This window comes from Paraburkholderia flagellata (genome assembly GCF_021390645.1).
Classification (GTDB): Bacteria; Pseudomonadota; Gammaproteobacteria; order Burkholderiales; family Burkholderiaceae; genus Paraburkholderia; species Paraburkholderia flagellata.
The window spans coordinates 1050529-1074434 of record NZ_JAJEJT010000001.1; the positions used below are offsets into that span (position 1 = coordinate 1050529).

Genomic DNA, 23906 nt, shown 5'->3' on the forward strand with positions numbered 1-23906 from the left:
TGCGAAATACCGGGAACGCCACGTCCGTCGCAGCGAGCAGGTAGGCTAACGCGCGGCGGGTGTTTGTGTGGCGGGAATTGAAACGGTAGGAATTGAAAGAGTCGTGTCTGAAAATGATCTCAGCTGAAGGCCTGAAAGAAATCGATCGCGCGTTGACGAAGTACCCCGCCGATCAGCGACAGTCCGCCGTGATGGCGGCTTTGGCCGTGGCTCAAGAAGAGCATGGCTGGCTGTCCCCCGAAATCATGCAGTTCGTGGCCGACTACATCGGCATGCCGCCTGTCGCGGTCCAGGAAGTCGCCACGTTCTACACGATGTTCGAGACCCGGCCGGTCGGTAAGCACAAGATCACGCTCTGCACGAATCTGCCGTGCCAGCTCGGCCCGGAAGGCGGCTCGGAAAGCGCCGCCGAATACCTGAAGCAGAAGCTTGGTATCGACTTCGGCGAAACCACGCCCGACGGCAAGTTCACCTTGAAAGAGGGTGAGTGCATGGGCGCGTGCGGCGATGCACCGGTGATGCTCGTGAACAATCACCGTATGTGCAGCTTCATGAGCCGCGAGAAGATCGACCAGCTGCTCGAGGAGCTTTCGAAATGACTTCGTTGCACGACCGTCACATCAAACCGCTGATTCTCGCGGGCCTCAACGGCGAGAACTGGCATCTCGAAGACTACGTCGCGCGCGGCGGCTACAAGCAGCTGCGCCGTATTCTCGAAGAAAAGATTCCGCCTGAGCAGGTGATCGCCGACGTGAAGGCGAGTGGTCTGCGCGGCCGCGGCGGCGCGGGCTTCCCGACGGGCCTGAAGTGGAGCTTCATGCCGCGTCAGTTCCCGGGGCAGAAGTATCTCGTCTGCAACTCGGACGAGGGCGAGCCGGGCACGTTCAAGGACCGCGACATCCTGCGCTGGAATCCGCATAGCGTGATCGAAGGCATGGCCATCGGCGCCTACGCGATGGGCATCACCGTGGGCTACAACTACATCCACGGCGAAATTTTTGAGGTGTATCGCCGCTTCGAGGCTGCGCTGGAAGAAGCGCGCCAGGCGGGCTATCTCGGCGACAACATTCTCGGCACGGACTTCTCGTTCCAGCTGCACGCTCACCATGGCTATGGCGCGTACATCTGCGGCGAGGAAACCGCGCTGCTCGAGTCGCTCGAAGGCAAGAAGGGCCAGCCGCGCTTCAAGCCGCCTTTCCCGGCGAGCTTCGGCGTGTATGGCAAGCCGACGACGATCAACAACACCGAGACCTTCGCCGCGGTGCCGTTCCTGCTGACCGTCGGTCCGCAGACGTACATGGAACTCGGCAAGCCGAACAACGGCGGCACGAAGATCTTCTCGATCTCGGGCGACGTGGAGCGTCCGGGCAACTACGAGATACCGCTCGGCACCCCGTTCGCGAAGCTCATGGAGCTCGCCGGCGGCGTGCGCGGCGGCAAGAAGCTGAAGGCCGTGATTCCGGGCGGCTCGTCGGCACCGGTCATTCCGGGCGACCTGATGATGCAGACGGACATGGACTATGACTCCATCGCCAAGCAGGGCTCGATGCTCGGCTCGGGCGCGGTCATCGTCATGGACGAAACGCGCTGCATGGTGCGCTCGCTGCTGCGTCTGTCGTACTTCTATTACGAAGAGTCGTGCGGCCAGTGCACGCCGTGCCGCGAAGGCACGGGCTGGCTGTATCGCGTGGTGAACCGCATCGAGCACGGCGAGGGCCGCCAGGAAGACCTGGACCTGCTGAACTCGGTGGCGGGCAACATCATGGGCCGCACGATTTGCGCGCTCGGCGATGCGGCGGCCATGCCGGTGCGCGGCATGCTCAAGCACTACTGGGACGAATTCGAATATCACGTGCACAACAAGCGTTGTCTCGTCGGCGGTCATGCCGGCTCGCACGCGGCCTCGGAAACGGTGGCCGCCTGAACGGCGAAGGACAGCGCGTTGTGGCGGGTTGCGCACATCACCGCGCAGCACGACGCATCGGCGACGTAATGGGGAATGCCGCTGTGAAATCGAGCGGTAACAGGTTAGGGACGATTAACCATCATGGTTGAACTTGAAATAGACGGCAAGAAGGTGCAGGTGCCCGAGGGCAGCATGGTGATCCAGGCTGCTCAGCGCGTGGACACGTACATCCCGCACTTCTGCTATCACAAGAAGCTCTCCATCGCGGCCAACTGCCGGATGTGTCTCGTCGATGTCGAGAAGATGCCGAAGGCCGTGCCCGCGTGCGCGACGCCGGTGTCGCAAGGCATGGTCGTGCGCACCATGTCGGACAAGGCCGTGCAGGGTCAGCAAGCCGTGATGGAATTCCTGCTGATCAACCACCCGCTCGACTGCCCGATTTGCGATCAGGGCGGCGAATGCCAGCTTCAGGATCTGGCCGTCGGTTACGGTAAGTCCGCCTCGCGCTACAGCGAAGAAAAGCGCGTCGTGTTCCACAAGAACGTCGGTCCGCTCATCTCGATGGAAGAGATGTCGCGCTGCATTCATTGCACGCGCTGCGTGCGCTTCGGCGACGAAATCGCCGGCGTGATGGAGCTCGGCATGCTCGGCCGCGGCGAGCACTCGGAAATCACCTCGTTCGTCGGCAAGACGGTCGACTCGGAACTCTCGGGCAACATGATCGACCTGTGCCCGGTCGGCGCGCTCACGAGCAAGCCGTTCCGCTTCTCGGCGCGGACGTGGGAGCTGTCGCGCCGCAAGTCGGTGAGCCCGCACGACGCGACGGGTGCGAACCTTGTCGTGCAGGTGAAGAACAATCGCGTGATGCGCGTGCTGCCGTTCGAAAACGAATCCATCAACGAATGCTGGATCTCGGACAAGGACCGCTTCTCGTATGAAGGCCTGAACAGCGAAGACCGTCTCACGCGCCCGATGATCAAGCAGGGCGGCGAGTGGATCGAGACCGACTGGCAGACCGCGCTGGAATACGTCGTGAAGGGGATCAAGGGCATTTGCGACGAGCACGGTGAAAACCAGCTTGCGCTGCTCGCGAGCCCGCACGGCACGCTCGAAGAACTCTATCTCGCGAAGCAGTTTGCGGACGCGATCGGCACGCCCAACGTCGACTTCCGCCTGCGCCAGAGCGACTTCTCGGCGCCGCTCGAAGGCGCGCCGTGGCTCGGCACGAAGATCGCCGAGCTCTCGTACGCCGACTCGGCGTTCGTGATCGGCTCGTTCCTGCGCCGCGACCACGCGCTGTTTGCCGCGCGTCTGCGCCAGGCTGCAAAGGGTGGTGCACAGGTTAGCTTCCTGCAAGCCACTGCTGACGGCTCGCTGATCCCGAACGCGCAGCGCATCGTTGCCGCGCCGTCGGCATGGCTCGACGAACTCGCGACGATCGCAGCGGCTGTCGCCGAAGCGAAGGGCGTTGCGGCGCCGGAAGGCTTCGCAGGCGCACAGGCTACCGACGCCGCGAAGCAAGTCGCCGCATCGCTCGCGAGCGGCGAGCGCCGCTACGTGCTGCTCGGCAACGCCGCGGTCCAGCATCCGGAATTCTCGCGCCTGCATGCAGCCGCGCAGTTCATCGCCGAAACGACGGGCGCGACGCTTGGCTTCCTCACGGAAGCGGCCAACACGGTTGGCGCGCACATTGCCGGCGCACTGCCGGGCCGCGACGGCCTGAACGCCCGCGAAGCGTTCGAGCAACCGCGCAAGGGCTATCTGCTCTTCAACGTCGAACCGGAATTCGATACGGCAAACCCGGTAGCCGCGCGCGCCGCGCTTGCTCAGGCCGAAATGGTCGCGGTGTTCTCGCCGTACAAGACGGGCCTCGACTACGCGGACGTGCTGCTGCCGATCGCTCCGTACACGGAAACCTCGGGTACCTTCATCAACGCCGAAGGTACGGCTCAGACTTTCAACGGCGTCGTGCGCCCGCTCGGCGACACGCGTCCGGCATGGAAGGTCCTGCGCGTGCTCGGCACGCTGCTGGGCGCGAAGGGGTTCGAGTACGACACGGCCGAAGAAGTGCGCCGCAAGGCGCTCGGCGACGGCAGCTTCGAAGGGCGTCTGTCGAACAAGGCCAGCGCGACGGTAGCGCGCGGCAGCCTCGCGAAAGCTGCGGAAGGCCGCTTCGAGCGCATCGCGGACGTGCCGATTTACCACGCCGATCAAATCGTGCGCCGCGGCGAAGCGCTGCAGCTCACCACGGCTGCCCGCGTGGCGAACGCGGTCGGCCTGCCGGCGGCATACTTCGACCAGCTCGGCCTGAAGGAAGGCGACGCCGTGCGCGTGCGCCAGGGCGATTTGTCGGTCACGGCGCCCGCAACGCGCGATGCGAATCTTGCGCCGACGGTGGTGCGCGTGTCGGCGGCGACGCCTGCCGGTGCGCAACTCGGCAGCCTGTTCGGTGAACTGCTGGTGGAGAAGGCGTAAATGAGCTTGTTCGATACGATCAATGCAGGCGGCAGCCAGCTGCTCGGCGTGGCATGGCCCACCGTGTGGGCGCTGGTGCGCATTCTCGTCGTCGCGGTGGTGATCCTGCTGTGCGTCGCGTACCTGATCCTCTGGGAGCGCAAGCTGATCGGCTGGATGCACGTGCGTCTCGGTCCGAACCGCGTCGGCCCGGCAGGGCTGCTGCAACCGATCGCCGACGTGCTGAAGCTGCTTCTGAAGGAAGTGATTCAGCCCGCGCAGGCGAGCCGCTGGATCTACATGGTCGCGCCGATCATGGTGGTGGTGCCGGCTTTCGCGGTCTGGGCGGTGATTCCGTTCCAGGCGGGCGCGGTGCTCGGCGACATCAACGCCGGCCTGCTCTACGCGATGGCGATCTCGTCGATCGGCGTCTACGGCGTGATTCTGGCGGGCTGGGCCTCGAACTCGAAGTACGCGTTCCTCGGCGCCATGCGCGCCGCGGCGCAGATGGTTTCGTACGAAATTTCGATGGGCTTCGCGCTCGTCGTCGTGCTGATGGTGTCGGGCAGCCTGAATCTCTCGGTGATTGTCGAAGGCCAGATGCGCGGCATGTTCGCAAACTGGGGCATCACATTCCTCTCATGGAACTGGCTGCCGCTTTTGCCGATGTTCGTCGTCTACTTCATCTCGGGCATTGCCGAGACGAACCGCCACCCGTTCGACGTGGTGGAAGGGGAGTCGGAGATCGTCGCGGGTCACATGATCGATTACTCGGGTATGGCGTTCGCGCTGTTCTTCCTCGCCGAGTACATCAACATGATCGTGATCTCGGCGCTCGCCTCGGTGCTGTTCCTTGGCGGCTGGAGCGCTCCGTTCGGGTTCCTCGACTTCATCCCGGGCGTGTTCTGGCTTGTGCTGAAGGTCTTCTGCCTGCTTTCGGTTTTCATCTGGGCCCGCGCGACGTTCCCGCGCTATCGCTATGACCAGATCATGCGTCTCGGCTGGAAGGTGTTCATTCCGGTGTGCATCGTCTGGCTGATCGTGGTCGGCTTCTGGTACATGTCGCCGTTGAGCATCTGGAAATAAGGGGCGAACACAACCATGAACGCTATCCAAAACTTCTTCAAGACGTTTTTCCTGACCGAGCTGCTCAAGGGCCTCGCGCTGACGGGTCGTTACGCGTTCAAGCGCAAGTTCACGGTGCAGTTTCCGGAAGAAAAGACGCCTATTTCCCCACGTTTTCGCGGTCTGCACGCGCTGCGCCGCTATGAAAATGGCGAAGAACGCTGCATCGCGTGCAAGCTGTGCGAGGCCGTGTGCCCCGCGCTCGCGATCACGATCGAATCGGAAGTGCGCGAGGACAACACGCGCCGCACGACGCGTTACGACATTGACCTGACCAAGTGCATCTTCTGCGGTTTCTGCGAAGAGAGCTGCCCGGTCGACTCGATCGTCGAAACGCACATTCTCGAGTATCACGGCGAGAAGCGCGGCGATCTGTATTTCACGAAGGATATGCTGCTGGCCGTTGGCGATCGCTATGAAGCGCAGATCGCGGCGAACAAGGCAGCGGATGCACCGTACCGTTGATCTTTCAGTTTGACGCTGCATCGGCCCGCGGTCCGGGCCGGCTGCTGGGAACGCGTGTGCTGAACGCCCGCGCTTTGCCGCAGCCTGACCGCCGCGGCGCGACGCTCACTGGTCTGGCCGCCAGTCTGCGCCGCGCAATCCGCCTCACGAAGGCCTCAACGATGAACCAGTAATCATGGAATTCACGACCGTCCTGTTCTACATCTTCGCGCTGCTGCTCACGCTGTCAGGGTTGAAGGTGATCACTTCGCGCAATCCTGTCGCGTCTGCGCTCTTCCTCGTGCTCGCGTTCTTCAACGCGGCCGCGATCTGGATGCTGCTCGAGGCCGAATTCCTCGCGATCCTGCTGGTGCTCGTCTACGTGGGCGCGGTGATGGTGCTGTTCCTGTTCGTGGTGATGATGCTGGACATCAACATCGACGTGCTGAGCCGCGACTTCAAGCGTTTCATCCCGGTGGCGACCATCGTGGGCGCGATCATCGTGGTCGAAACCGCGCTGATCCTGTGGCACGGCTACGGCGCGACGAGTACGCCGGTGCCCGACACCACGCCGGCTGCTGCCGCCGCGATCTCGAACGCGCACCTGATCGGCAAGATCATCTACACCGACTACATCTTCGCCTTCGAAGTCGCCGGCCTCGTGCTGCTGGTGGCGATCGTCGCGGCCATCGCACTGACCGTGCGCGAGCCGAAAGACTCGAAGCGCCAGGACGTGTCGAAGCAGGTCCGCGTGCGTCGCCAGGACCGCGTGCGCCTCGTGAAGATGCAGGCCGTCGTGGAAGTGCCGGAACCGGCGCAAGCCGAAGCCGGTGCTGCGCCCGCGGCAGGCGCGGCCGCTGCACCCGCGGCTGCACCGGCAACGAAGAGCTAAGCGCGAAGGAGCGAACCATGCTGACACTGGCCCATTACCTCGTCCTCGGCGCGATCCTTTTTGCGATCTCGATCGTTGGCATTTTTCTCAATCGGCGCAACGTCATCATCATCCTGATGGCGATTGAGCTGATGCTGTTGGCGGTGAACACGAACTTCGTCGCGTTCTCGCATTATCTCGGTGACGTTCACGGACAGATTTTCGTGTTCTTCGTGCTAACTGTTGCGGCAGCGGAAGCCGCGATTGGTCTGGCTATTCTTGTGACTCTGTTCCGCAGCCTCGACACGATCAACGTCGAGGACCTCGATCAGCTCAAAGGCTAAGGCAGGCTGCTATGGCAACAACACTCAACGAAACCTTATTGCTGGCGGTCCCGCTGGCGCCCCTCGCCGGTTCTCTCATTGCCGGTTTGTTCGGCAAAACGGTCGGGCGCGCGGGCGCGCATACGGTGACCATTCTTGGCGTCGCGATTGCGTTCGTGCTTTCGTGCATCACGCTCTTCGACGTGATGGGCGGCGCGAGCTTCAACGCGACTGTCTACGAATGGATGTCGGTTGGCGGCCTGAAGTTCGAAGTCGGCTTCCTCATCGACTCGTTGACGGCGCTCATGATGGTCGTCGTGACTTTTGTGTCGCTGATGGTGCACATCTACACGATCGGCTACATGGCGGAAGAAGAGGGCTACCAGCGCTTCTTCTCGTACATCGCGCTCTTCACGTTCTCGATGCTGATGCTCGTGATGAGCAACAACTTCCTGCAGCTGTTCTTCGGCTGGGAAGCGGTGGGTCTCGTCTCGTACCTGCTGATTGGCTTCTACTTCAAGCGTGAAAGCGCCATCTACGCGAACATGAAGGCGTTCCTCGTGAACCGCGTGGGCGACTTCGGCTTCCTGCTCGGTATTGGTCTGCTGCTCGCGTACGGCGGCTCACTGAACTACAACGACGTGTTCGCGAAGGGGCATGAAATCGCCGCGCTGACGTTCCCGGGCACTTCGTGGAACCTGCTCACCGTTGCGTGTATCTGCCTCTTCATCGGCGCGATGGGTAAGTCGGCGCAGTTCCCGCTGCACGTCTGGCTCCCGGACTCGATGGAAGGCCCGACGCCGATTTCAGCGCTGATTCACGCGGCAACCATGGTGACGGCCGGTATTTTCATGGTCGCGCGCATGTCGCCGCTGTTCGAGCTTTCGGAAGCTGCGCTCTCGTTCATCGTCGTGATCGGCGCTATCACCGCGCTCTTCATGGGTTTCCTTGGCGTCGTGCAGAACGACATCAAGCGCGTGGTCGCTTACTCCACGCTGTCGCAACTCGGCTACATGACGGTCGCACTCGGCGTATCGGCTTACCCGGTCGCGATCTTCCACCTGATGACGCACGCGTTCTTCAAGGCGCTGCTGTTCCTCGGCGCGGGTTCGGTCATCATCGGCATGCACCACGACCAGGACATGCGCAACATGGGCGGCCTGCGCAAGTACATGCCCATCACGTGGATCACCTCGCTCGTCGGTTCGCTCGCGCTGATCGGCACGCCGTTCTTCTCGGGCTTCTACTCGAAGGACTCGATCATCGACGCCGTGAAGCTCTCGCACCTGCCGGGTTCGGGCTTCGCATACTTCGCAGTGGTGGCGAGCGTGTTCGTCACGGCGCTGTACTCGTTCCGTATGTACTTCCTCGTGTTCCACGGTGAAGAGCGCTTCCGCGGTCCGAAGCATCCCGAGTCGCCGATGGCGATCGAAGCGGCCCACGGTCATGCTGATCATAGCCATGGCCACGACGAACACCACGTGCACGTGCCGCACGAGTCGCCGTGGGTCATCTGGGTGCCGCTCGTTCTGCTCGCAATCCCTTCGGTGATCGCCGGTGCGTTCGCGATCCAGCCGCTGCTCTTCGGTGACTTCTTCTCGCATGGCGTGGCGTTCCAGAACGTCATCTTCGTTGGCGAGAACCACGAAGCGCTCGCGGAAATGGGCAAGGAATTCCAGGGCTGGGCCGCGATGGGCGCGCATGCGTTCTCGGGTCTGCCGGTGTGGCTCGCACTCGCGGGTGTGGTGGTGGCGTGGTTCTTCTACATGAAGCGCCCGGATCTGCCGGCCGTCGTGTCGCGCACGTTCTCGCCGGTCTACAAGCTGCTGGCAAACGCGTATTACCTCGACAAGATCAACGAAATCGTCTTCGCTCGCGGAGCAGTCGCTATCGGTCGCGGTCTGTGGAAGGAGGGCGATGTCGTCGTGATCGACGGCGTCGTGAACGGGAGCGCCAAGTTTATCGGCTGGTTTGCAACTGTCATTCGTTTCCTGCAATCCGGCTATATCTACCACTACGCATTTGCCATGATCATTGGCATGCTTGGCCTCCTTACCCTGTTTGTAACGCTCGGCGGCAAATAAGGCGAGGAAACGCATGCACGCAACCCCGATTCTCAGTATTGCGATCTGGATGCCGATCGTATTCGGCATCATCGTTCTTGTAGTGGGTTCCCGTCGGAACCCGAGTGCGGACCGCTGGCTCGCACTCATCGGTTCGGTGCTTAGTTTCCTCGTCACCCTTCCGCTCGTTTCGGGCTTCGATACGACCACGGCTTCCCTGCAGTTCGAGGAGAAGGCGGTCTGGATCGAGCGGTTCAATATTGCATATCACCTGGGCGTCGACGGCATCGCGATGTGGTTCGTCGTGCTCACGGCGCTTATCACCGTGATCGTCGTGATCGCGGGCTGGCAGGTCATCACGAAGAACGTCGCGCAGTATTACGCGTCGTTCCTCATCCTGTCGGGCATCATGATCGGCGTTTTCTGCGCCGCCGACGGTCTGTTGTTCTACGTGTTCTTCGAAGCGACGCTCATCCCGATGTACATCATCATCGGCGTGTGGGGCGGACCGAACCGTGTGTACGCAGCGTTCAAGTTCTTTCTCTACACGCTGGCCGGCTCGCTGCTGATGCTGGTCGCGTTGCTGTACCTGTACCGCATTACCGGGACCTTCGACCTCGCCTCCTGGCAGGCCGCGAAGATCGCCATGACGCCGCAAATCTTGCTGTTCGTCGCGTTCTTCTTCGCGTTCGCGGTCAAGGTGCCGATGTGGCCGGTCCACACGTGGTTGCCGGACGCGCACGTCGAAGCGCCCACGGGCGGCTCGGTCGTGCTGGCCGCGATCATGCTGAAGCTCGGCGCGTACGGTTTCCTGCGTTTCTCGCTGCCAGTCACGCCGGACGCGAGTCACTACCTGGCGCCGGTCATCATCACGCTGTCCTTGATCGCCGTGATCTACATCGGCCTCGTGGCGATGGTGCAGGCGGACATGAAGAAGCTGGTCGCGTACTCGTCGATTGCCCACATGGGCTTCGTCACGCTCGGCTTCTTTATGTTCGGCCCGTCGAGCCAGCTCGCGATGGAAGGCGGGATCATCCAGATGATCTCGCACGGCTTCGTCTCGGGCGCCATGTTCCTGTGCATCGGCGTGTTGTATGACCGTATGCACACACGCGACATCGCGGACTACGGCGGTGTGGTCAACACCATGCCGAAGTTCGCGGCGCTGGTCATGCTGTTCGCGATGGCCAACTGCGGTTTGCCGGGCACCTCTGGATTCGTCGGCGAATTCATGGTGATTCTGGCGGCCGTGCAGTTCAACTTCTGGATCGCTTTCGGGGCGGCGTTCACGCTGATCCTGGGCGCGGCCTATACGTTGTGGATGTACAAGCGGGTGTACTTCGGCGCCATCGCGAACGACCATGTTCGCGAGCTGAAGGACATCAACAGTCGCGAATACTTCATGCTTGCAGTGCTCGCGCTGTTTACGCTTTTCATGGGCATCTACCCGAAGCCCTTTACCGATGTGATGCACGTTTCCGTGGAAAACCTCCTCTCCCACGTCGCAGTGTCCAAACTGCCGCTGTCACAGTAATACCGAGCGGAGGAACAAAAGATCATGCCAAACGCCCCTTTGAACGCTCTGCTACCCGACGCGCTGGTGATGACCGGCCTCGTCGTCGCGTGGCTCAACGACACGTTCACCGGCCCTTCGGGCCGCCGCACGACCTATTTCATCGCGCTGCTGACCACGGTCATAGCCGGTATCTGGTTTGCGGTGAACGCGTTCGATCCGCACGTGTACTACTACTTCACGCGGATGTACGTGATCGATCCGTTCGCGAGTGCGATGAAGTCGGTGGTCACGCTCGGCTACGCGGTCACGATCGTGTACTCGCGCAAGTATCTCGAAGACCGCGACATGTTCCGGGGCGAGTTCTTCCTGCTTGGCATGTTCTCGCTGCTCGGCCAGATCACGATGATCTCGGGCAACAACTTCCTCACGCTGTACCTCGGCCTCGAGCTGATGTCGCTCTCGCTCTACGCGGTCATCGCGCTACGTCGTGACGCGGCGCAGTCGAACGAAGCCGCGATGAAGTATTACGTGCTGGGCGCGCTCGCTTCGGGCTTCCTGCTCTATGGCATCTCGATGCTGTACGGCGCGACCGGCTCGCTCGAGCTGAACGAAGTGTTCAAGGCGGTGGCTTCGGGCCACATCAACGACATCGTCCTGCTGTTCGGCGTGGTGTTCATCGTCGCTGGCGTGGCGTTCAAGATGGGCGCGGTGCCGTTCCACATGTGGGTACCCGACGTCTATCAAGGCGCGCCTACGGCCATGACGCTGCTCACCGGCGGCGGCCCGAAGGTCGCGGCATTTGCCTGGGCCGTGCGCTTCCTCGTGATGGGCCTGCTGCCGCTGGCAGTGGACTGGCAAGAGATGCTGATCATCCTCGCGGCGCTTTCGATGATCGTGGGCAACATTACGGGTATCGTGCAGCGCAACGTCAAGCGTATGCTCGCGTACTCGGCCATTTCGAACATGGGCTTCGTGCTGCTCGGCCTGCTCGCCGGCATCGTCGACAACAAGGCGACGGGCGCGGCCAGCGCATACAGCTCGGCCATGTTCTACAGCATCGTCTATCTCATTACGACGCTCGGTGCGTTTGGCGTGGTCATGCTGCTGTCCCGCCGCGATTTCGAAGCAGAAACGATCGACGACTTCAAGGGCCTGAACCAGCGCAACCCGGTGTTCGCGTTCGTCATGATGCTCATGATGTTCTCGCTCGCCGGTATTCCGCCGACGGTTGGCTTCTACGCGAAGCTCGCCGTGCTCGAAGCGACCATGAACGCGGGCCTCACGTGGCTTGCTGTGCTCGCCGTGATCACGTCGCTGTTCGGCGCGTTCTATTACCTGCGTATCGTCAAGCTGATGTACTTTGACGCACCGCAGGACGAAGCACCGATCGAGAGCCATGCATGCAACCGCGCGCTGCTCACGCTCAACGGCGTCGCGGTGCTCGTGCTGGGCATCATCCCGGGCCCGCTGATGTCGATCTGCCTGCAGGCCGTCACGCATACGCTGCCGCTCTAATGTCGGCAGCGGGCTGGTTCATCGTGCTGTTGGCGCTCGCGGGCGCCAACCTGCCGTTCCTCAACCAGCGATTGTTCGGCGTCGTGCCGCTCCGCGCACTGAAGAAGAGTGCGTGGATTCGCATCGCTGAAATGATCGTGCTGTATTTTGTGGTCGGTACGTTCGGCTTCCTGCTGGAAGCGCGTGCCGGCAACCGTTTTGACCAGGGCTGGCAGTTCTACGCGATTACCTTCAGTCTTTTTGTCGTGTTCGCGTTTCCCGGCTTCGCCTGGCAATATCTCGTCAAACGCCGCCCGGCGTGATGCGCGTAGCCGGCCCGCGGCCGGCTCGCGCCGTGCGTTCCGCAGTCTGGCCGATCTCACTTCTTGCGGCGCGCCCGCGGCTTCCCGATTTTTCTGAGCACTCACGAGGCTGACTATGGCTGAACATCATCAACACGACCCGTCGCTCGCTGAGACGTGCGTGGAGAGCACGACGCTCTACGCGGGTAATTTTCTTACCCTGAAGCGCGATACGGTCGCCTTGCCAGACGGCAAGCACGCCACGCGCGAGTTCGTTCAGCATCCCGGCGCGGTAATGGTGATCCCGCTGTTCGACGACGGCCGCGTGCTGATGGAGCGCCAGTACCGCTATCCGCTCTCGCGCGTGATGACGGAATTCCCCGCCGGCAAGCTCGATCCGCAGGAAGGCGCGCTCGCCTGCGCAATCCGCGAACTCAAGGAAGAGACGGGCTATACGGCGCGCGAGTACGTCTATCTCGCGCAGATCCATCCTGTGATCTCGTACTCGACCGAATTCATCGACATCTATCTCGCGCGCGGACTGACCGCAGGCGCGGCGCAACTCGACGACGGCGAGTTTCTTGAAACCTTCACGGCGACAGTTCCCGATCTGCTTGAATGGGTGCGCACTGGCAAGATCACCGACGTGAAAACGATCATCGGTACGTTCTGGCTCGAAAAGGCGCTGTCGGGCGCGTGGCCGCTCGCGAAGGCGGAGCAGGGCTGACGCACTACCCGGCGCGTCAAACTCCCGATCAACGGCGGCCATTGTGGCCGCCGTTGTCGCTTCATGCGCGCAAGCACCTTCAGCACGCCCACCCGAGCGGCGCTACAATCGAACCCCCGGGAAAATCCCCGGGGGCTGGCCGCAAGATTTTTTTCGAACGGTCGTTCACAAATTTACGATTTGCGCTAAACTCATCGCAAGCCTCGATTCCCCATGAAGGTCCTCGATTTACAGTGTCCAGACGGCCATCGGTTTGAAGGCTGGTTCGCATCGGTTGACGATTTCGAGTCGCAACTGTCCCGCAAGCTGGTCGAATGTCCGATGTGCGGCGCCACCCACGTGACCCGCTTGCCGTCCGCGCCCCGGTTGAACCTGTCCGGCGCGAGCGAAACGCCGAAAGCGTCGCCGCACGAGCAGGCGGCGCAATGGCAAGCGCATGCGATGCGTGTAATCCGCGAGGTCCTCGACAAGACGGAGAACGTAGGTGACCGTTTCGCCGAGGAGGCGCGGCGCATTCACTACAACGAAGCGCCGTCGCGCAACATCCGTGGAGTGGCTACCGCGGAAGACGCGCAAGCTCTCGTCGAAGAAGGCATCGATGTGATGCCGCTGCCGGTTCCGGCCGCGCTGAAGGGTCCGCTGCAATAACGCCATGCGGGTCTTCGCCGCGGCGCGGAGTTCGCTCCGTACCGGCCGCGGCCAGGAGACTTTGCGCATGGATCTGGACTACACCCCCGCTGACGACGCATTTCGCGCCGAAATCCGCGCCTGGCTCGAGGCCAACCTGCCTCAAGCGATGCGCGACAAGGTTCTCAACCACAAGCGCCTCTCGCGCGACGACATCGCCAACTGGCACAAGCTGCTAGGCAAGAAGGGCTGGTCCGCGCCTGCGTGGCCTGCGGAGTGGGGCGGCCCCGGCTGGACCGAAGCACAGCGCCACATTTGGGACGCGGAGTGCGGTCGCATCGGCGCGCCGCCTGTGCTGCCGTTCGGCGTTTCGATGGTCGCGCCCGTGCTCATGAAGTACGGCAACGAGGCGCAAAAGCGCCGCTATCTCCCGCGCATCCTTTCCGGTGAAGACTGGTGGTGCCAGGGCTACTCCGAGCCGGGCTCGGGATCCGACCTCGCGTCGTTGCGCACGCGCGCTGTCCTTGTCAAAAGCGGCGAGGGCGATCACTACGTCGTGAACGGCCAGAAGACCTGGACCACGCTCGGCCAGCACGCCGACATGATGTTCTGCCTCGTGCGCACCGATCCGGCGGCCAAGAAGCAGGAAGGCATCTCGTTCCTCCTCATCGACATGAATACGCCCGGCATTACCGTGCGTCCCATCATCACGCTCGATGAAGACCATGAGGTTAACGAAGTATTTTTCGAAGACGTGAAGGTGCCCGTCGAAAATCTCGTTGGCGAGGAGAACCGCGGCTGGACCTACGCGAAGTATCTGCTGGGTCACGAGCGCACGGGCATCGCGCGCGTGGGCGCGTCGAACCGCGAACTGGCGTTCCTCAAGGGCGTCGCGCTCAAGCAGAAGAAGAACGGCAAACCGCTGCTGGAAGATCCCGTGTTCGCGGCGCGTGTGGCAGCCGTCGAAATCGAGCTGATGGCGCTCGAAGTCACGGCCGAACGCGTGATCGCGAGCGCGTCGAACGGACGCGGCCCCGGTCCCGAAGCGTCGATGCTCAAGATCAAGGGCACGGAGATCCAGCAGGCGCTGACCGAGCTGATGGTCGATGCGATTGGCCCGCTTGCAGCGCCGTTCGATCCCGCCTTCCTCGAGGGCGAGCACGATCACGCGGCAGGCGGCGATGACGACGCGGCGCCGCTCGCGGCGTACTACTTCAACTATCGCAAGACGTCGATCTACGGCGGGTCGAACGAAATTCAGAAGAACATCATCTCGCAGATGATTCTGGGGATTTGAGGAGCGGCGCAATGAACTTCAATTTCACCGAAGAGCAACAGCAACTCGCCGACGCGCTGCGTCGCTATCTCGACAAGAACTACGGATTCGAAGCGCGCCAGGCGATCGTGAAGACGTCTGAGGGCGTTTCCGCGCAGCACTGGAACGCGTTCGTCGAACTCGGCTTGATCGCGCTGCCGGTACCGGCGGACCAGGGCGGCTTTGACGGCGCGCCGTTCGATATGCTCGTCGTCATGAAGGAACTGGGCCGCGCGCTCGTGATCGAGCCTTATTGGGCAACCGCGGTGGGCGTCGAGGCGCTCAAACTCGCGGGCGGCGCGGCCAACACGGATAATGCCGCGCTGCTCGAACGCGTGGCCTCCGGTGAGATCAAGCTCGCCGCTGCGTTCCATGAGCCGCAATCACGCTACGACCTGTTCTCGCTGGAAACGCAAGCAAAGGAAACCGGCGACGGCTTCGCGCTCTCGGGCACGAAATCGGTCGTGCAGCACGGTGCCCAGGCCGACTACTGGATCGTGCCGGCACGGTTCGCAGGCGAGGTGGCGCTCTTCGTCGTCGCGCGCGATGCGAAAGGCGTCGAGGTGAGCGAATACCGCACGATCGACGGCCAGCGTGCCGCAACGCTGACCTTCAAGGAAGCGCATGCGCGTCGTCTTGGCGACGCACACACGGGCGCGGCGACGTGGGAAAAGATTGCCGACTACGCCACGTTCCTGCTGTGTGCGGAAGCCGTGGGCGCAATGGACGCGCTAAACCACGCCACGGTCGAATACACGAAAACGCGTCAGCAGTTCGGCGTGCCGATCGCGCGCTTCCAGGCGCTGCAGCACCGCATGGCCGAGATGCTGATCCACGCGGAACAGGCCCGCTCGCTGACTTATCTCGCTGCCGCGCGTTACAGTAGCGAATCGGCCGATGAGCGGCGCCGCGCGATCTCAGCGGCGAAGGTGCGCGTCGGTCAGGCGGCGCGCTTCATCGGTCAGCAGGCCGTGCAACTGCACGGCGGCATGGGCGTCACCAACGAAGTGGCGGCCGCGCATTTGTTCAAGCGTCTTGCGATCATCGAAACGACGCTCGGTGATGTCGATCATCATCTTGAACGCTTCGCGTCGCTGCCCGGTTTCTCGCAGGCAGCGTAACGCGCGGCGGCAGCAAGCAACATCAGCGGAGAGTATGGATGGGCCTGAGTTACGAAGATCTCGAAGTGGGCAAGCGCTATACGGTCGGTTCCCACACGTTTGAGCGCGACGAGGTGGTGCATTTTGCGGAGCAGTTCGATCCGCAGCCGTTCCACGTGAGCGAAGCCGGTGGCGAGGCGTCGATGTTCGGCGGCCTCGTCGCGAGCGGTTGGCATACCTGCTCGGTCATGATGGGCATGCTCGTGCGCAACTTCCTGAAGGAATCGACCTCGATGGGCTCACCCGGCGTCGACGAGATTCGCTGGCTCAAGCCTACGCGCGTGGGCGACACGCTTACGATGACGAACACGATCGTGAGCAAGCGAGTTTCGGCGAGCAAGCCCGATCGCGGCATCGTCGAAACGCAGTGGGAAGGCCACAACCAGCACGGCGAACTGATCGTGATCGTGCGTTCGAAGGCGCTCTTCGGCCTTCGCCATCCAGGGAGCGCATCTTGAGCGAGAGCGACATCACGCAGATTGCCGACCCGGCGGCGTTGCGCGCGCTGATCGGCGCGGGGCCGCTCGTGGGCGGCTGGCGCGAAGTGAGTGAGGCGGACGTGCACGGTTTTGCCGATGCCACGGGCGACCACCAGTGGATCCACCTCGACGCCGAACGGGCGCGCCGCGAGTCGCCGTTCGGCGGCCCGATCGCGCACGGCTTTCTCACGCTTTCGCTGATTCCTGTGCTGCTCGGAGCAACGCTGCACATGCGCCAGCGCATGGGCGTGAACTACGGGCTCAACCGCGTGCGCTTCACGCAGCCGGTGCCCGTGGGCGCGAAGGTGCGTGCGCGTATCGCCGTGAAAGAAGTGAGCGATGTGGCCGGCGGCGGCGTGCAGGTCGTGTGGGATGTGAGCATCGAGTGTGAAGGCACCGGTGAGGCCAACGCGCGGCCCGCGTGCGTGGCCGAGTTCATCACGCGACACTACTTCTAACGTTGTTGCGTGCTCAACGAAAAAGGGGCGCTCCGTTGCAAGGCGGGCGCCCCTTTGGTTCTGCCTGGATCTCAGCGCAATCAGTGTTTTGCGTATTGCGTTGCGCCGAAGAGCATTTCCTTCGCCTTGTCGTCCATGAGCGGCTTGCGCACATTCGCGAGCACTTCGACGCCGCGCTTGACCGCGGGGCGCGCCGCGATCGCCTCGTGCCAGCGTTTTACGTTAGGCAGCGAATCGAGATCGATGCCCTGGTTTTGCCAGGAGCGCGTCCACGGAAAAGCGGCGATATCCGCGATGGTGTACTCGTCGCCGGCCAGATATTCAGTCTTTTCCAGCTGCGTTTCCATCACGTTGTAGAGGCGCTTGGCTTCGTTCGTGTAGCGATTGACCGCATAGTCGATCTTCTCGGGCGCGTAGATGCGGAAGTGGTGTGCCTGCCCAAGCATGGGGCCAAGGCCGCCCATCTGGAACATCACCCATTGCAGCACGTCGTAGCGCGCGGCGAGGTCTTCGGGCATGAAGCGGCCCGTTTTCGCGGCGAGATAAATCAGGATCGCGCCCGACTCGAACAGCGAGAACGGCTGGCCGTCGGCACGGCGCGGGCCTTCGGAGTCGGTAATCGCGGGAATCTTGTTGTTCGGGCTGATGGCGAGGAATTCTGCCTTGAACTGGTCGCCCGCACCGATATCGACCGGGTGCACCCGGTATTCGAGGCCGGTTTCCTCGAGCATGATATGGACTTTGTGACCATTCGGCGTGGCCCAGCTGTAGACGTCGATCATCGTGGCTCCTTGGCACCCTGAAGGAAGGCGCCGTGATAGTCTGCGCGACGCCGAATCTGGCGCAAATTAGCATAGATCGGCGCCGCTCGCAGAGGGCGGCCGAGCACCCCTGCTGCACTTGTGGACTTACGAGCGCGTGACCGGCATTTCCACGCGCGATGCCGCGCCCGCGTCCATATGGCGCGCGAGTTCGAGCTTGGCGATGGCGTTGCGGTGCACCTCGTCAGGGCCGTCCGCAAAGCGCAGTGTGCGCGCCGAAGCGTACGAGTAGGCCAGCGGGAAGTCGCCGCTCACGCCCGCCGCGCCGTGCACCTGCATCGCCCAGTCGATCACCTGGCAGGCCATGTTCGGCGCGACCACCTTGATCATCGCGATCTCGCCGCGCGCACCCTTGTTGCCGACGGTGTCCATCATGTACGCCGTCTTGAGTGTGAGCAGGCGCGCTTGCTCGATCATGCAGCGCGCTTCGGCGATGCGCTCCTGCGTGACGGTCTGCTGGGCGACCGGCTTGCCGAACGCCACGCGCGAGAGGGCGCGTTTCGCCATGAACTCGAGCGCACGCTCAGCCAGGCCGATGAGGCGCATGCAGTGATGGATGCGGCCCGGCCCGAGGCGTCCTTGTGCGATCTCGAAGCCGCGCCCTTCGCCCAGCAGGATGTTCGATGCGGGCACGCGCACGTTTTCGAGCGTGATTTCCATGTGGCCGTGCGGCGCGTCGTCGTAGCCGAACACTGTGAGCGGGCGGCGCACGGTGATGCCGGCCGTGTCCGACGGCACGAGGATCATCGACTGTTGCGCATGGCGCGCTGCATCGGGATCGGTCTTGCCCATCAGGATATAGATCGCGCAGCGCGGGTCGCCTGCGCCGGATGACCACCACTTCGTGCCGTTGATCACGTAGTCGTCGCCGTCGCGCTCGATGCGCGTCTGGATGTTCGTCGCGTCCGACGAGGCGACGTCGGGCTCGGTCATCAGAAACGCCGAGCGGATCTGGCCTGCCAGCAGCGGCGCGAGCCATTGCTGCTTGTGCGCCTCGCTGCCGTAGCGCTCGATCGTCTCCATATTGCCGGTGTCGGGCGCGCTGCAGTTGAACACTTCCGGGGCCCAGTGCACGCGGCCCATGATTTCGCACAGCGGCGCATATTCGAGGTTCGTGAGGCCCGCGCCGCGTTCGGAGGCGGGCAGGAACAGGTTCCATAGTCCTGCCGCGCGCGCCTTTTCCTTCAACTGCTCGACGATTTGCGTGGGCACCCAAGGGTTGCCGTTCGCGCGATTGCGCTCGACTTCCTCATGGAAGACCGCCTCGTTCGGATAAATGTGTTCGTCGAAGAACGCGAGCAGTTTCTCGCGCAGCGCCTGCACTTTCGGGGAGTAATCGAAATTCATCGGTAACCTCGCAATGCGATGCAGTGACAGTGGAAAGTAAGTCGTTCCCGTAAGCGTTTTAGCGAACTTTCTGCGCGTAGCGCCAGGCGAGTTCGGCCATGGGCTTTGCGCGGCGGCCTGCGTCGATTGCCTGCGCGCTCGCGGCGGTGCCATCCACCACGCGTTTCATGATGCCTTGCAGGATCGCCGCGATCCGGAACATGTTGTATGCAAGATAGAAGTTCCAGTCGCCGCGAATCTCGAGGCCGGTGCGCTCGCAATAACGCGCGACGTACTGGGCCTCGTCGGGAATGCCGAGCGCTTGCCAGTCGAGCCCGGCGATGCCGCGGAACTGTGCGGGATCGACGTGCCAGGCCATGCAGTGATACGAGAAGTCGGCGAGCGGGTCGCCGAGTGTGGAGAGCTCCCAGTCGAGCACGGCCAGTACGCGCGGCTCGCTCGGGTGGAAGATCAGGTTGTCGAGGCGGTAGTCGCCATGCACGACCGAGACGCGTGAACCTGCATCGTCCGGCATGTGCTTCGGCAGCCATTCGATCAGGTGATGCATCGCGTCGATGCGTTCCGTTTCCGAGGCCTGATACTGGCGGCTCCAGCGATCGATCTGGCGTGCGAAATAATTGCCGGGCTTGCCGTAGTCGGCGAGGCCCACGGCTTCGGGCTTCACGTTGTGGAGCGCCGCGATCACACGGTTCATCTCGTCATAGATCGCGCCGCGTTCCTCGCGCGTCATGCCGGGCAGCGACTGGTCCCAGAGCACACGGCCCTCGACGAACTCCATCACGTAGAACGCGCGGCCGATCACCGCTTCGTCTTCGCAGAGCGCGAGCATTTTCGCGACCGGCACGTCGGTTGCGGCGAGCGCATCCATCACGCGGTATTCGCGTTCGATCGCGTGCGCGGAGGGCAGTAGTTTCGCCTTGGGGCCAGGCTTGGCGCGCATCACATAGGTGCGGCAGGGCGTGACGAGCTTGAACGTCGGGTTCGACTGACCGCCGGCGAACTGCTCGATCGTGAGCGGGCCTTTGAAGCCTTCCACGTGAGTGGTAAGCCAGGCGGTCAGCGCCTCGGTGTCGAAGCGCTGGCGCTCGGCAACCGGGCGCGTACCTTCGAACGCCGAATAGTCGGTGCGCGTCTGCGCGGTTTTTTGCGTGTCTCCATCCGGGGTGGCTTGCGCCATATTCGTCTCCCTTCTCCTGATTCTCCTGTGGGTCGCCGCGCGTCAGCCGTGCGGTCTATGGCGCAGGTATCGCGCGCAAAGCATCTCCATCGTCGGATTGCATGGGCGTGGCGCTCAAGCGCATTTACTTGTAGACAGGAGCGCGCTTTTCGAGGAATGCGGTAATGCCTTCGAGGCCGTCGCGGTGATGGAGCGACGCGACGAAACTCTCGCGCTCCGCGGCGAGCTGCGCTTCGAGCGGTTGCGTGTCCGCGACGTTCGTCAAACCCTTGATGCGCGCCGCCGAATTTGGCGAGATCTTCGCCAGTTCGTCGGCCCAGGCAAGCGCCGTGTCGAGCGCCGTTTGCGGTTTCGCGAGCCGGTTCACCACACCCAGTTCGGCGAGACGCGCCGCGCCAATCGGCTTGCCTTCCACCATCAGCTCGAACGCGAGCGAGCGCGGCAGCGAGCGCGCGAGGAACCACGAGCCGCCGCCGTCAGGCGTCAGACCCACGCGCGAATAGGCCATGACGAATTTCGCATCCTCGGCGGCGACGAGCAGGTCGGCAGCGAGCGCGAGCGAGAAGCCCGCGCCGGCGGCTGCGCCTTCCACGGCCGCGATGATCGGTTTGCTCGACTGGCGCATGGCGGTGACCCAGGCGGCGAGCATGTCGATACTGGCGGCCTGCACCGAAGGGGCCTTCGCGCGGTTTTCGAGCAGGCGGTTGAGGTTGCCGCCTGCGCAGAAAAAGTTGTCGGCGCCCGTCAGGATGATCGCGCGCAGCGACGGGTCGCGCTCGGCGGCGTCGAAGGCTTCGATTGCTGCAGCGTACATGTCGGGATGCAGCGCGTTGCGTGCGCCGGGGTTCGACAGCGTGAGGACGAGTGTCGATTCGTGGCCTTGCGGGCGGGTGCTGAGGAGTTCGGCGCTCATTGCGGTGCCTCGTTCGATGCGTTGATGTCTGCTGCTTCTGCTTGTGTCAGCGAAAGGCCGAGCTGCGCGCGTCGCGCGAGCCACGGCGACGGGCGATAGCGCGGATCGCCGAGCACGGCGTGGATGTTGCGCAGGATCGTGAGGATCGTGCGTGCGCCCAGCGCGTCGCCGAGCGCGAGCGGGCCGCGCGGATAACCGAGCCCGAGCGTGACCGCGAGGTCGATGTCGCGGGGCGTTGCGATCTGCTTCTGCGCGATGTCGCAGCCGATGTTGACGATCGTCGCAACAATGCGCTGCGCAACGAAGCCCGTTGAGTCGCGGATCACCGTGACCGGCACACCGTCGGCGGCAAAAAGCGCGTGGCCCGCGTCGCGTGCTTCGCGCGTGGTGGCGGGCGTCGTCATCAGCGTGCGGCGCTTCGCCGTGTCGAGCGGAAACAGCGTATCGATGGCGACGACGCGGCGCGCATCGAGCTGCTCGTCGAGCGCGGCGGTCGTGGCGTCGAGGCCGAGCGGCGCGACCACGATCAACGCGTCGGCCGCCGGCGTATCGCCTTCGTCGACGGCCACACCGGCTTTCGAGGCGAGCGCGATGACGGCGTCACGCGCGGCGACGTTGCTGCGGCTCATCCAGACGCGCGCGGGTAGCGCGGTGGGCGCTGCGCTCTCGTCGGGCACCTGCTGCTTGCCATCGACATAGCGATAGAAGCCTTCGCCCGCCTTGCGGCCAACCAGGCCGCCCGCGAGGCGCACGCCGGTAATGGGCGAGGGCGTGAAGCGCGGTTCTTCATAGAACTGGTGATAGATCGATTCCATCACCGGATGCGACACATCGAGCGCGGTGAGGTCGAGCAGCTCGAACGGTCCGAGCCGGAAGCCCGCCTGCTCGCGCATGATGCGATCGATCTCGACGAAGCTCGCCACGCCTTCGCCCGCTACGCGCAGGCCTTCGGTGTTCATGCCGCGGCCCGCGTGATTGACGATGAAACCGGGCATATCCTTCGCGCGCACCGGCGTGTGGCCCATGCGGCGCGCGAGCGCCATTAGCGCGTCGCCGGCGGCGGGATCGCTGCGCAGCCCGTCGATCACTTCGACCACTTTCATGAGCGGCACGGGATTGAAGAAGTGATAGCCCGCGACGCGTGACGGGTCGCTGCACGCGGCGGCGATGGCGGTAATCGAAAGGGAAGAAGTGTTCGAAACGAGCAGGCAGCGCTCGCTCACCACGGTTTCTAGCTCGCGAAACAGCGTGCGTTTGGCCTCGAGATTCTCGACGATCGCTTCGATCACGAGATCGCAGACCGCGAGTTCATCGAGCGTGTGTGCGCCGTTCACGCGTTCGAGCGCGGCTTTGGCGGCGGGTTCGTCGAGCTTGCCTTTTGCGGCGAGTTTCGCGAAGGTGTCGGCCAGATGGTCACGCGCGGCGGCGACCGCCTGCGGGTTCGTGTCGTAGAGGCGCACGGCGAGGCCAGCCTGCGCGGCGATCTGGGCAATACCGCGGCCCATCGCGCCGCTGCCGACTATGCCGATTGTCTCAATGTTGAAATGATGTGAGGTCATTGGAAGCCTGGCTCCATGATTGGCCTAGAATAGCACGGTCGTACAATTTTATGATAACGGTTCGGCGGTTTCGGCAACCGAACTGTCGCTCTCAAGGAGGCAATGAGGATGATCAAGCTGCACGGTTTCGCGCTTTCGAATTACTACAACAAGGTCAAGCTTCTGCTGCTCGAACACGATATCGCGTTCGAGGAGGTGCCGAACAAGCTGCCGCTCGAAGAGGCGCTGCTCGCGCAGTCGCCGGGCGGCAAGGTGCCTTTTATCGAAACGGAACAAGGCTTTTTGTGCGAGTCGGAAGTGATCGTCGAGTATCTGGCGGCGCGCTTTCCAGAGAAGCACATTTTCGCGGCGGATCCGTGGCAGGCGGCGAAGGAGCGCGAACTCATCGTCTTCATCGAGACGCATCTCGAGCTCAACGCGCGCGAGCTTTACGGCGAGGCGTTCTTTGGAGGAAAGGCGACCGAAGAGGTCAAGGCGGCCATGGAAAAGCGGCTGCGCCGTTACGTGGCGGCCCTCAAGCGGATCGCGAAGTTCGCGCCTTACGTGGCGGGCGATCGATTCGGCGTGGCCGATGCTGCTGCGTTCGTGAGCTTGCCGCTCGTCGGACGTGCGACGCAGGCGGTCTATGGCAGCGATTTCCTCGCCGACGCGGGCATCGACTGGAAGTCCTATATCAAGCTGATCGGCGAGCGCCCGACAGCGCAGCGCGTCAACGCCGACCGCAAGGCGTATATCGAGGCGAACGCGTAAGCGTTGCGGCGCCTTGCAATGCGCCGCACACGCGATCGCGCGCGATGATCGGGAACGCACTGCCGTTCGCGGAAT

The 23906-nt window shown here is 63.2% G+C and carries 23 protein-coding genes; 18 read left to right on the forward strand and 5 right to left on the reverse strand.

The window, feature by feature from the left end:
* Positions 1-113 precede the first annotated feature (113 nt).
* The 17 genes from nuoE (at position 114) to L0U83_RS04640 (ending at position 17264) form a co-directional block, all read left to right on the forward strand.
* Positions 114-599, forward strand: coding sequence for an NADH-quinone oxidoreductase subunit NuoE (gene nuoE, locus L0U83_RS04560; RefSeq protein ID WP_028205675.1), 486 nt, complete (start codon positions 114-116; stop codon positions 597-599).
* Positions 596-1924, forward strand: a complete 1329-nt coding sequence (nuoF, locus tag L0U83_RS04565; protein WP_133182095.1) for an NADH-quinone oxidoreductase subunit NuoF — start codon at positions 596-598, stop codon at positions 1922-1924. The genes nuoE and nuoF overlap by 4 nt, the downstream gene beginning before the upstream one ends.
* A gap of 123 nt (positions 1925-2047) precedes the next feature.
* Positions 2048-4381 carry an NADH-quinone oxidoreductase subunit NuoG gene (nuoG, locus tag L0U83_RS04570; RefSeq protein WP_233880946.1) on the forward strand — a complete coding sequence of 778 codons (2334 nt, stop codon included), beginning with the start codon at positions 2048-2050 and terminating at the stop codon, positions 4379-4381.
* The gene (gene nuoH, locus L0U83_RS04575) at positions 4382-5446 is read left to right on the forward strand and encodes an NADH-quinone oxidoreductase subunit NuoH (protein WP_233880948.1); all 1065 of its coding nucleotides are present in this window, start codon (positions 4382-4384) and stop codon (positions 5444-5446) included.
* A 15-nt stretch (positions 5447-5461) separates the two neighbouring features.
* Positions 5462-5950 carry an NADH-quinone oxidoreductase subunit NuoI gene (gene nuoI, locus L0U83_RS04580; protein WP_028205671.1) on the forward strand — a complete coding sequence of 163 codons (489 nt, stop codon included), beginning with the start codon at positions 5462-5464 and terminating at the stop codon, positions 5948-5950.
* 175 nt (positions 5951-6125) lie between these two features.
* Positions 6126-6821 carry an NADH-quinone oxidoreductase subunit J gene (locus tag L0U83_RS04585; RefSeq protein ID WP_233880950.1) on the forward strand — a complete coding sequence of 232 codons (696 nt, stop codon included), beginning with the start codon at positions 6126-6128 and terminating at the stop codon, positions 6819-6821.
* Positions 6822-6838: 17 nt separating this feature from the next.
* Positions 6839-7144 (forward strand): NADH-quinone oxidoreductase subunit NuoK, encoded by a 306-nt coding sequence (nuoK, locus tag L0U83_RS04590; RefSeq protein ID WP_006052894.1) that lies wholly within the window; start codon positions 6839-6841, stop codon positions 7142-7144.
* Between the two features lie 11 nt (positions 7145-7155).
* On the forward strand, positions 7156-9207 hold the full coding sequence (gene nuoL, locus L0U83_RS04595) for an NADH-quinone oxidoreductase subunit L (RefSeq protein WP_233880953.1): 2052 nt from the start codon (positions 7156-7158) through the stop codon (positions 9205-9207).
* Between the two features lie 13 nt (positions 9208-9220).
* Positions 9221-10720 (forward strand): NADH-quinone oxidoreductase subunit M, encoded by a 1500-nt coding sequence (locus tag L0U83_RS04600; RefSeq protein WP_233880955.1) that lies wholly within the window; start codon positions 9221-9223, stop codon positions 10718-10720.
* Between the two features lie 24 nt (positions 10721-10744).
* Positions 10745-12217 carry an NADH-quinone oxidoreductase subunit NuoN gene (nuoN, locus tag L0U83_RS04605; protein WP_233880957.1) on the forward strand — a complete coding sequence of 491 codons (1473 nt, stop codon included), beginning with the start codon at positions 10745-10747 and terminating at the stop codon, positions 12215-12217.
* Positions 12217-12519: a DUF2818 family protein gene (locus L0U83_RS04610; RefSeq protein ID WP_233880959.1), complete on the forward strand. Its 303-nt coding sequence runs from the start codon at positions 12217-12219 to the stop codon at positions 12517-12519. Before nuoN ends, L0U83_RS04610 begins: the two co-directional genes overlap by 1 nt.
* Positions 12520-12634: 115 nt before the next feature.
* Positions 12635-13225, forward strand: a complete 591-nt coding sequence (locus tag L0U83_RS04615; RefSeq protein WP_233880961.1) for an NUDIX domain-containing protein — start codon at positions 12635-12637, stop codon at positions 13223-13225.
* A 213-nt stretch (positions 13226-13438) separates the two neighbouring features.
* Complete coding sequence (locus tag L0U83_RS04620) at positions 13439-13873, forward strand: DUF1178 family protein (RefSeq protein WP_233880969.1); 435 nt, start codon at positions 13439-13441, stop codon at positions 13871-13873.
* 67 nt (positions 13874-13940) lie between these two features.
* On the forward strand, positions 13941-15149 hold the full coding sequence (locus L0U83_RS04625) for an acyl-CoA dehydrogenase family protein (RefSeq protein ID WP_233880971.1): 1209 nt from the start codon (positions 13941-13943) through the stop codon (positions 15147-15149).
* Positions 15150-15160: 11 nt separating this feature from the next.
* Positions 15161-16288 carry an acyl-CoA dehydrogenase family protein gene (locus L0U83_RS04630; RefSeq protein ID WP_233880973.1) on the forward strand — a complete coding sequence of 376 codons (1128 nt, stop codon included), beginning with the start codon at positions 15161-15163 and terminating at the stop codon, positions 16286-16288.
* A gap of 38 nt (positions 16289-16326) precedes the next feature.
* The gene (locus tag L0U83_RS04635) at positions 16327-16785 is read left to right on the forward strand and encodes a MaoC family dehydratase (protein WP_233880974.1); all 459 of its coding nucleotides are present in this window, start codon (positions 16327-16329) and stop codon (positions 16783-16785) included.
* Complete coding sequence (locus tag L0U83_RS04640) at positions 16782-17264, forward strand: MaoC family dehydratase (protein ID WP_233880976.1); 483 nt, start codon at positions 16782-16784, stop codon at positions 17262-17264. The genes L0U83_RS04635 and L0U83_RS04640 overlap by 4 nt, the downstream gene beginning before the upstream one ends.
* A gap of 80 nt (positions 17265-17344) precedes the next feature.
* Here L0U83_RS04640 and L0U83_RS04645 read toward each other — a convergent pair whose 3' ends face one another.
* The 5 genes from L0U83_RS04645 to L0U83_RS04665 form a co-directional block, all read right to left on the reverse strand.
* On the reverse strand, positions 17345-18046 hold the full coding sequence (locus L0U83_RS04645; RefSeq protein ID WP_233880977.1) for a glutathione binding-like protein: 702 nt from the start codon (positions 18044-18046) through the stop codon (positions 17345-17347).
* 126 nt (positions 18047-18172) lie between these two features.
* The gene (locus L0U83_RS04650) at positions 18173-19432 is read right to left on the reverse strand and encodes an acyl-CoA dehydrogenase (RefSeq protein ID WP_233880979.1); all 1260 of its coding nucleotides are present in this window, start codon (positions 19430-19432) and stop codon (positions 18173-18175) included.
* A gap of 58 nt (positions 19433-19490) precedes the next feature.
* A complete protein-coding gene (locus tag L0U83_RS04655) occupies positions 19491-20609 on the reverse strand; it encodes a phosphotransferase (RefSeq protein WP_233880981.1) in 1119 nt (372 codons plus the stop codon).
* A gap of 124 nt (positions 20610-20733) precedes the next feature.
* Positions 20734-21522, reverse strand: coding sequence for an oxepin-CoA hydrolase, alternative type (locus L0U83_RS04660; RefSeq protein ID WP_233880983.1), 789 nt, complete (start codon positions 21520-21522; stop codon positions 20734-20736).
* Positions 21519-23081, reverse strand: coding sequence for a 3-hydroxyacyl-CoA dehydrogenase (locus tag L0U83_RS04665; RefSeq protein ID WP_233880985.1), 1563 nt, complete (start codon positions 23079-23081; stop codon positions 21519-21521). The genes L0U83_RS04660 and L0U83_RS04665 overlap by 4 nt, the downstream gene beginning before the upstream one ends.
* A gap of 108 nt (positions 23082-23189) precedes the next feature.
* On the opposite strand from L0U83_RS04665, the gene L0U83_RS04670 reads away from it, so the two are divergent.
* Positions 23190-23831, forward strand: a complete 642-nt coding sequence (locus tag L0U83_RS04670; RefSeq protein ID WP_233880987.1) for a glutathione S-transferase family protein — start codon at positions 23190-23192, stop codon at positions 23829-23831.
* The last annotated feature ends 75 nt before the right edge of the window (positions 23832-23906 follow it).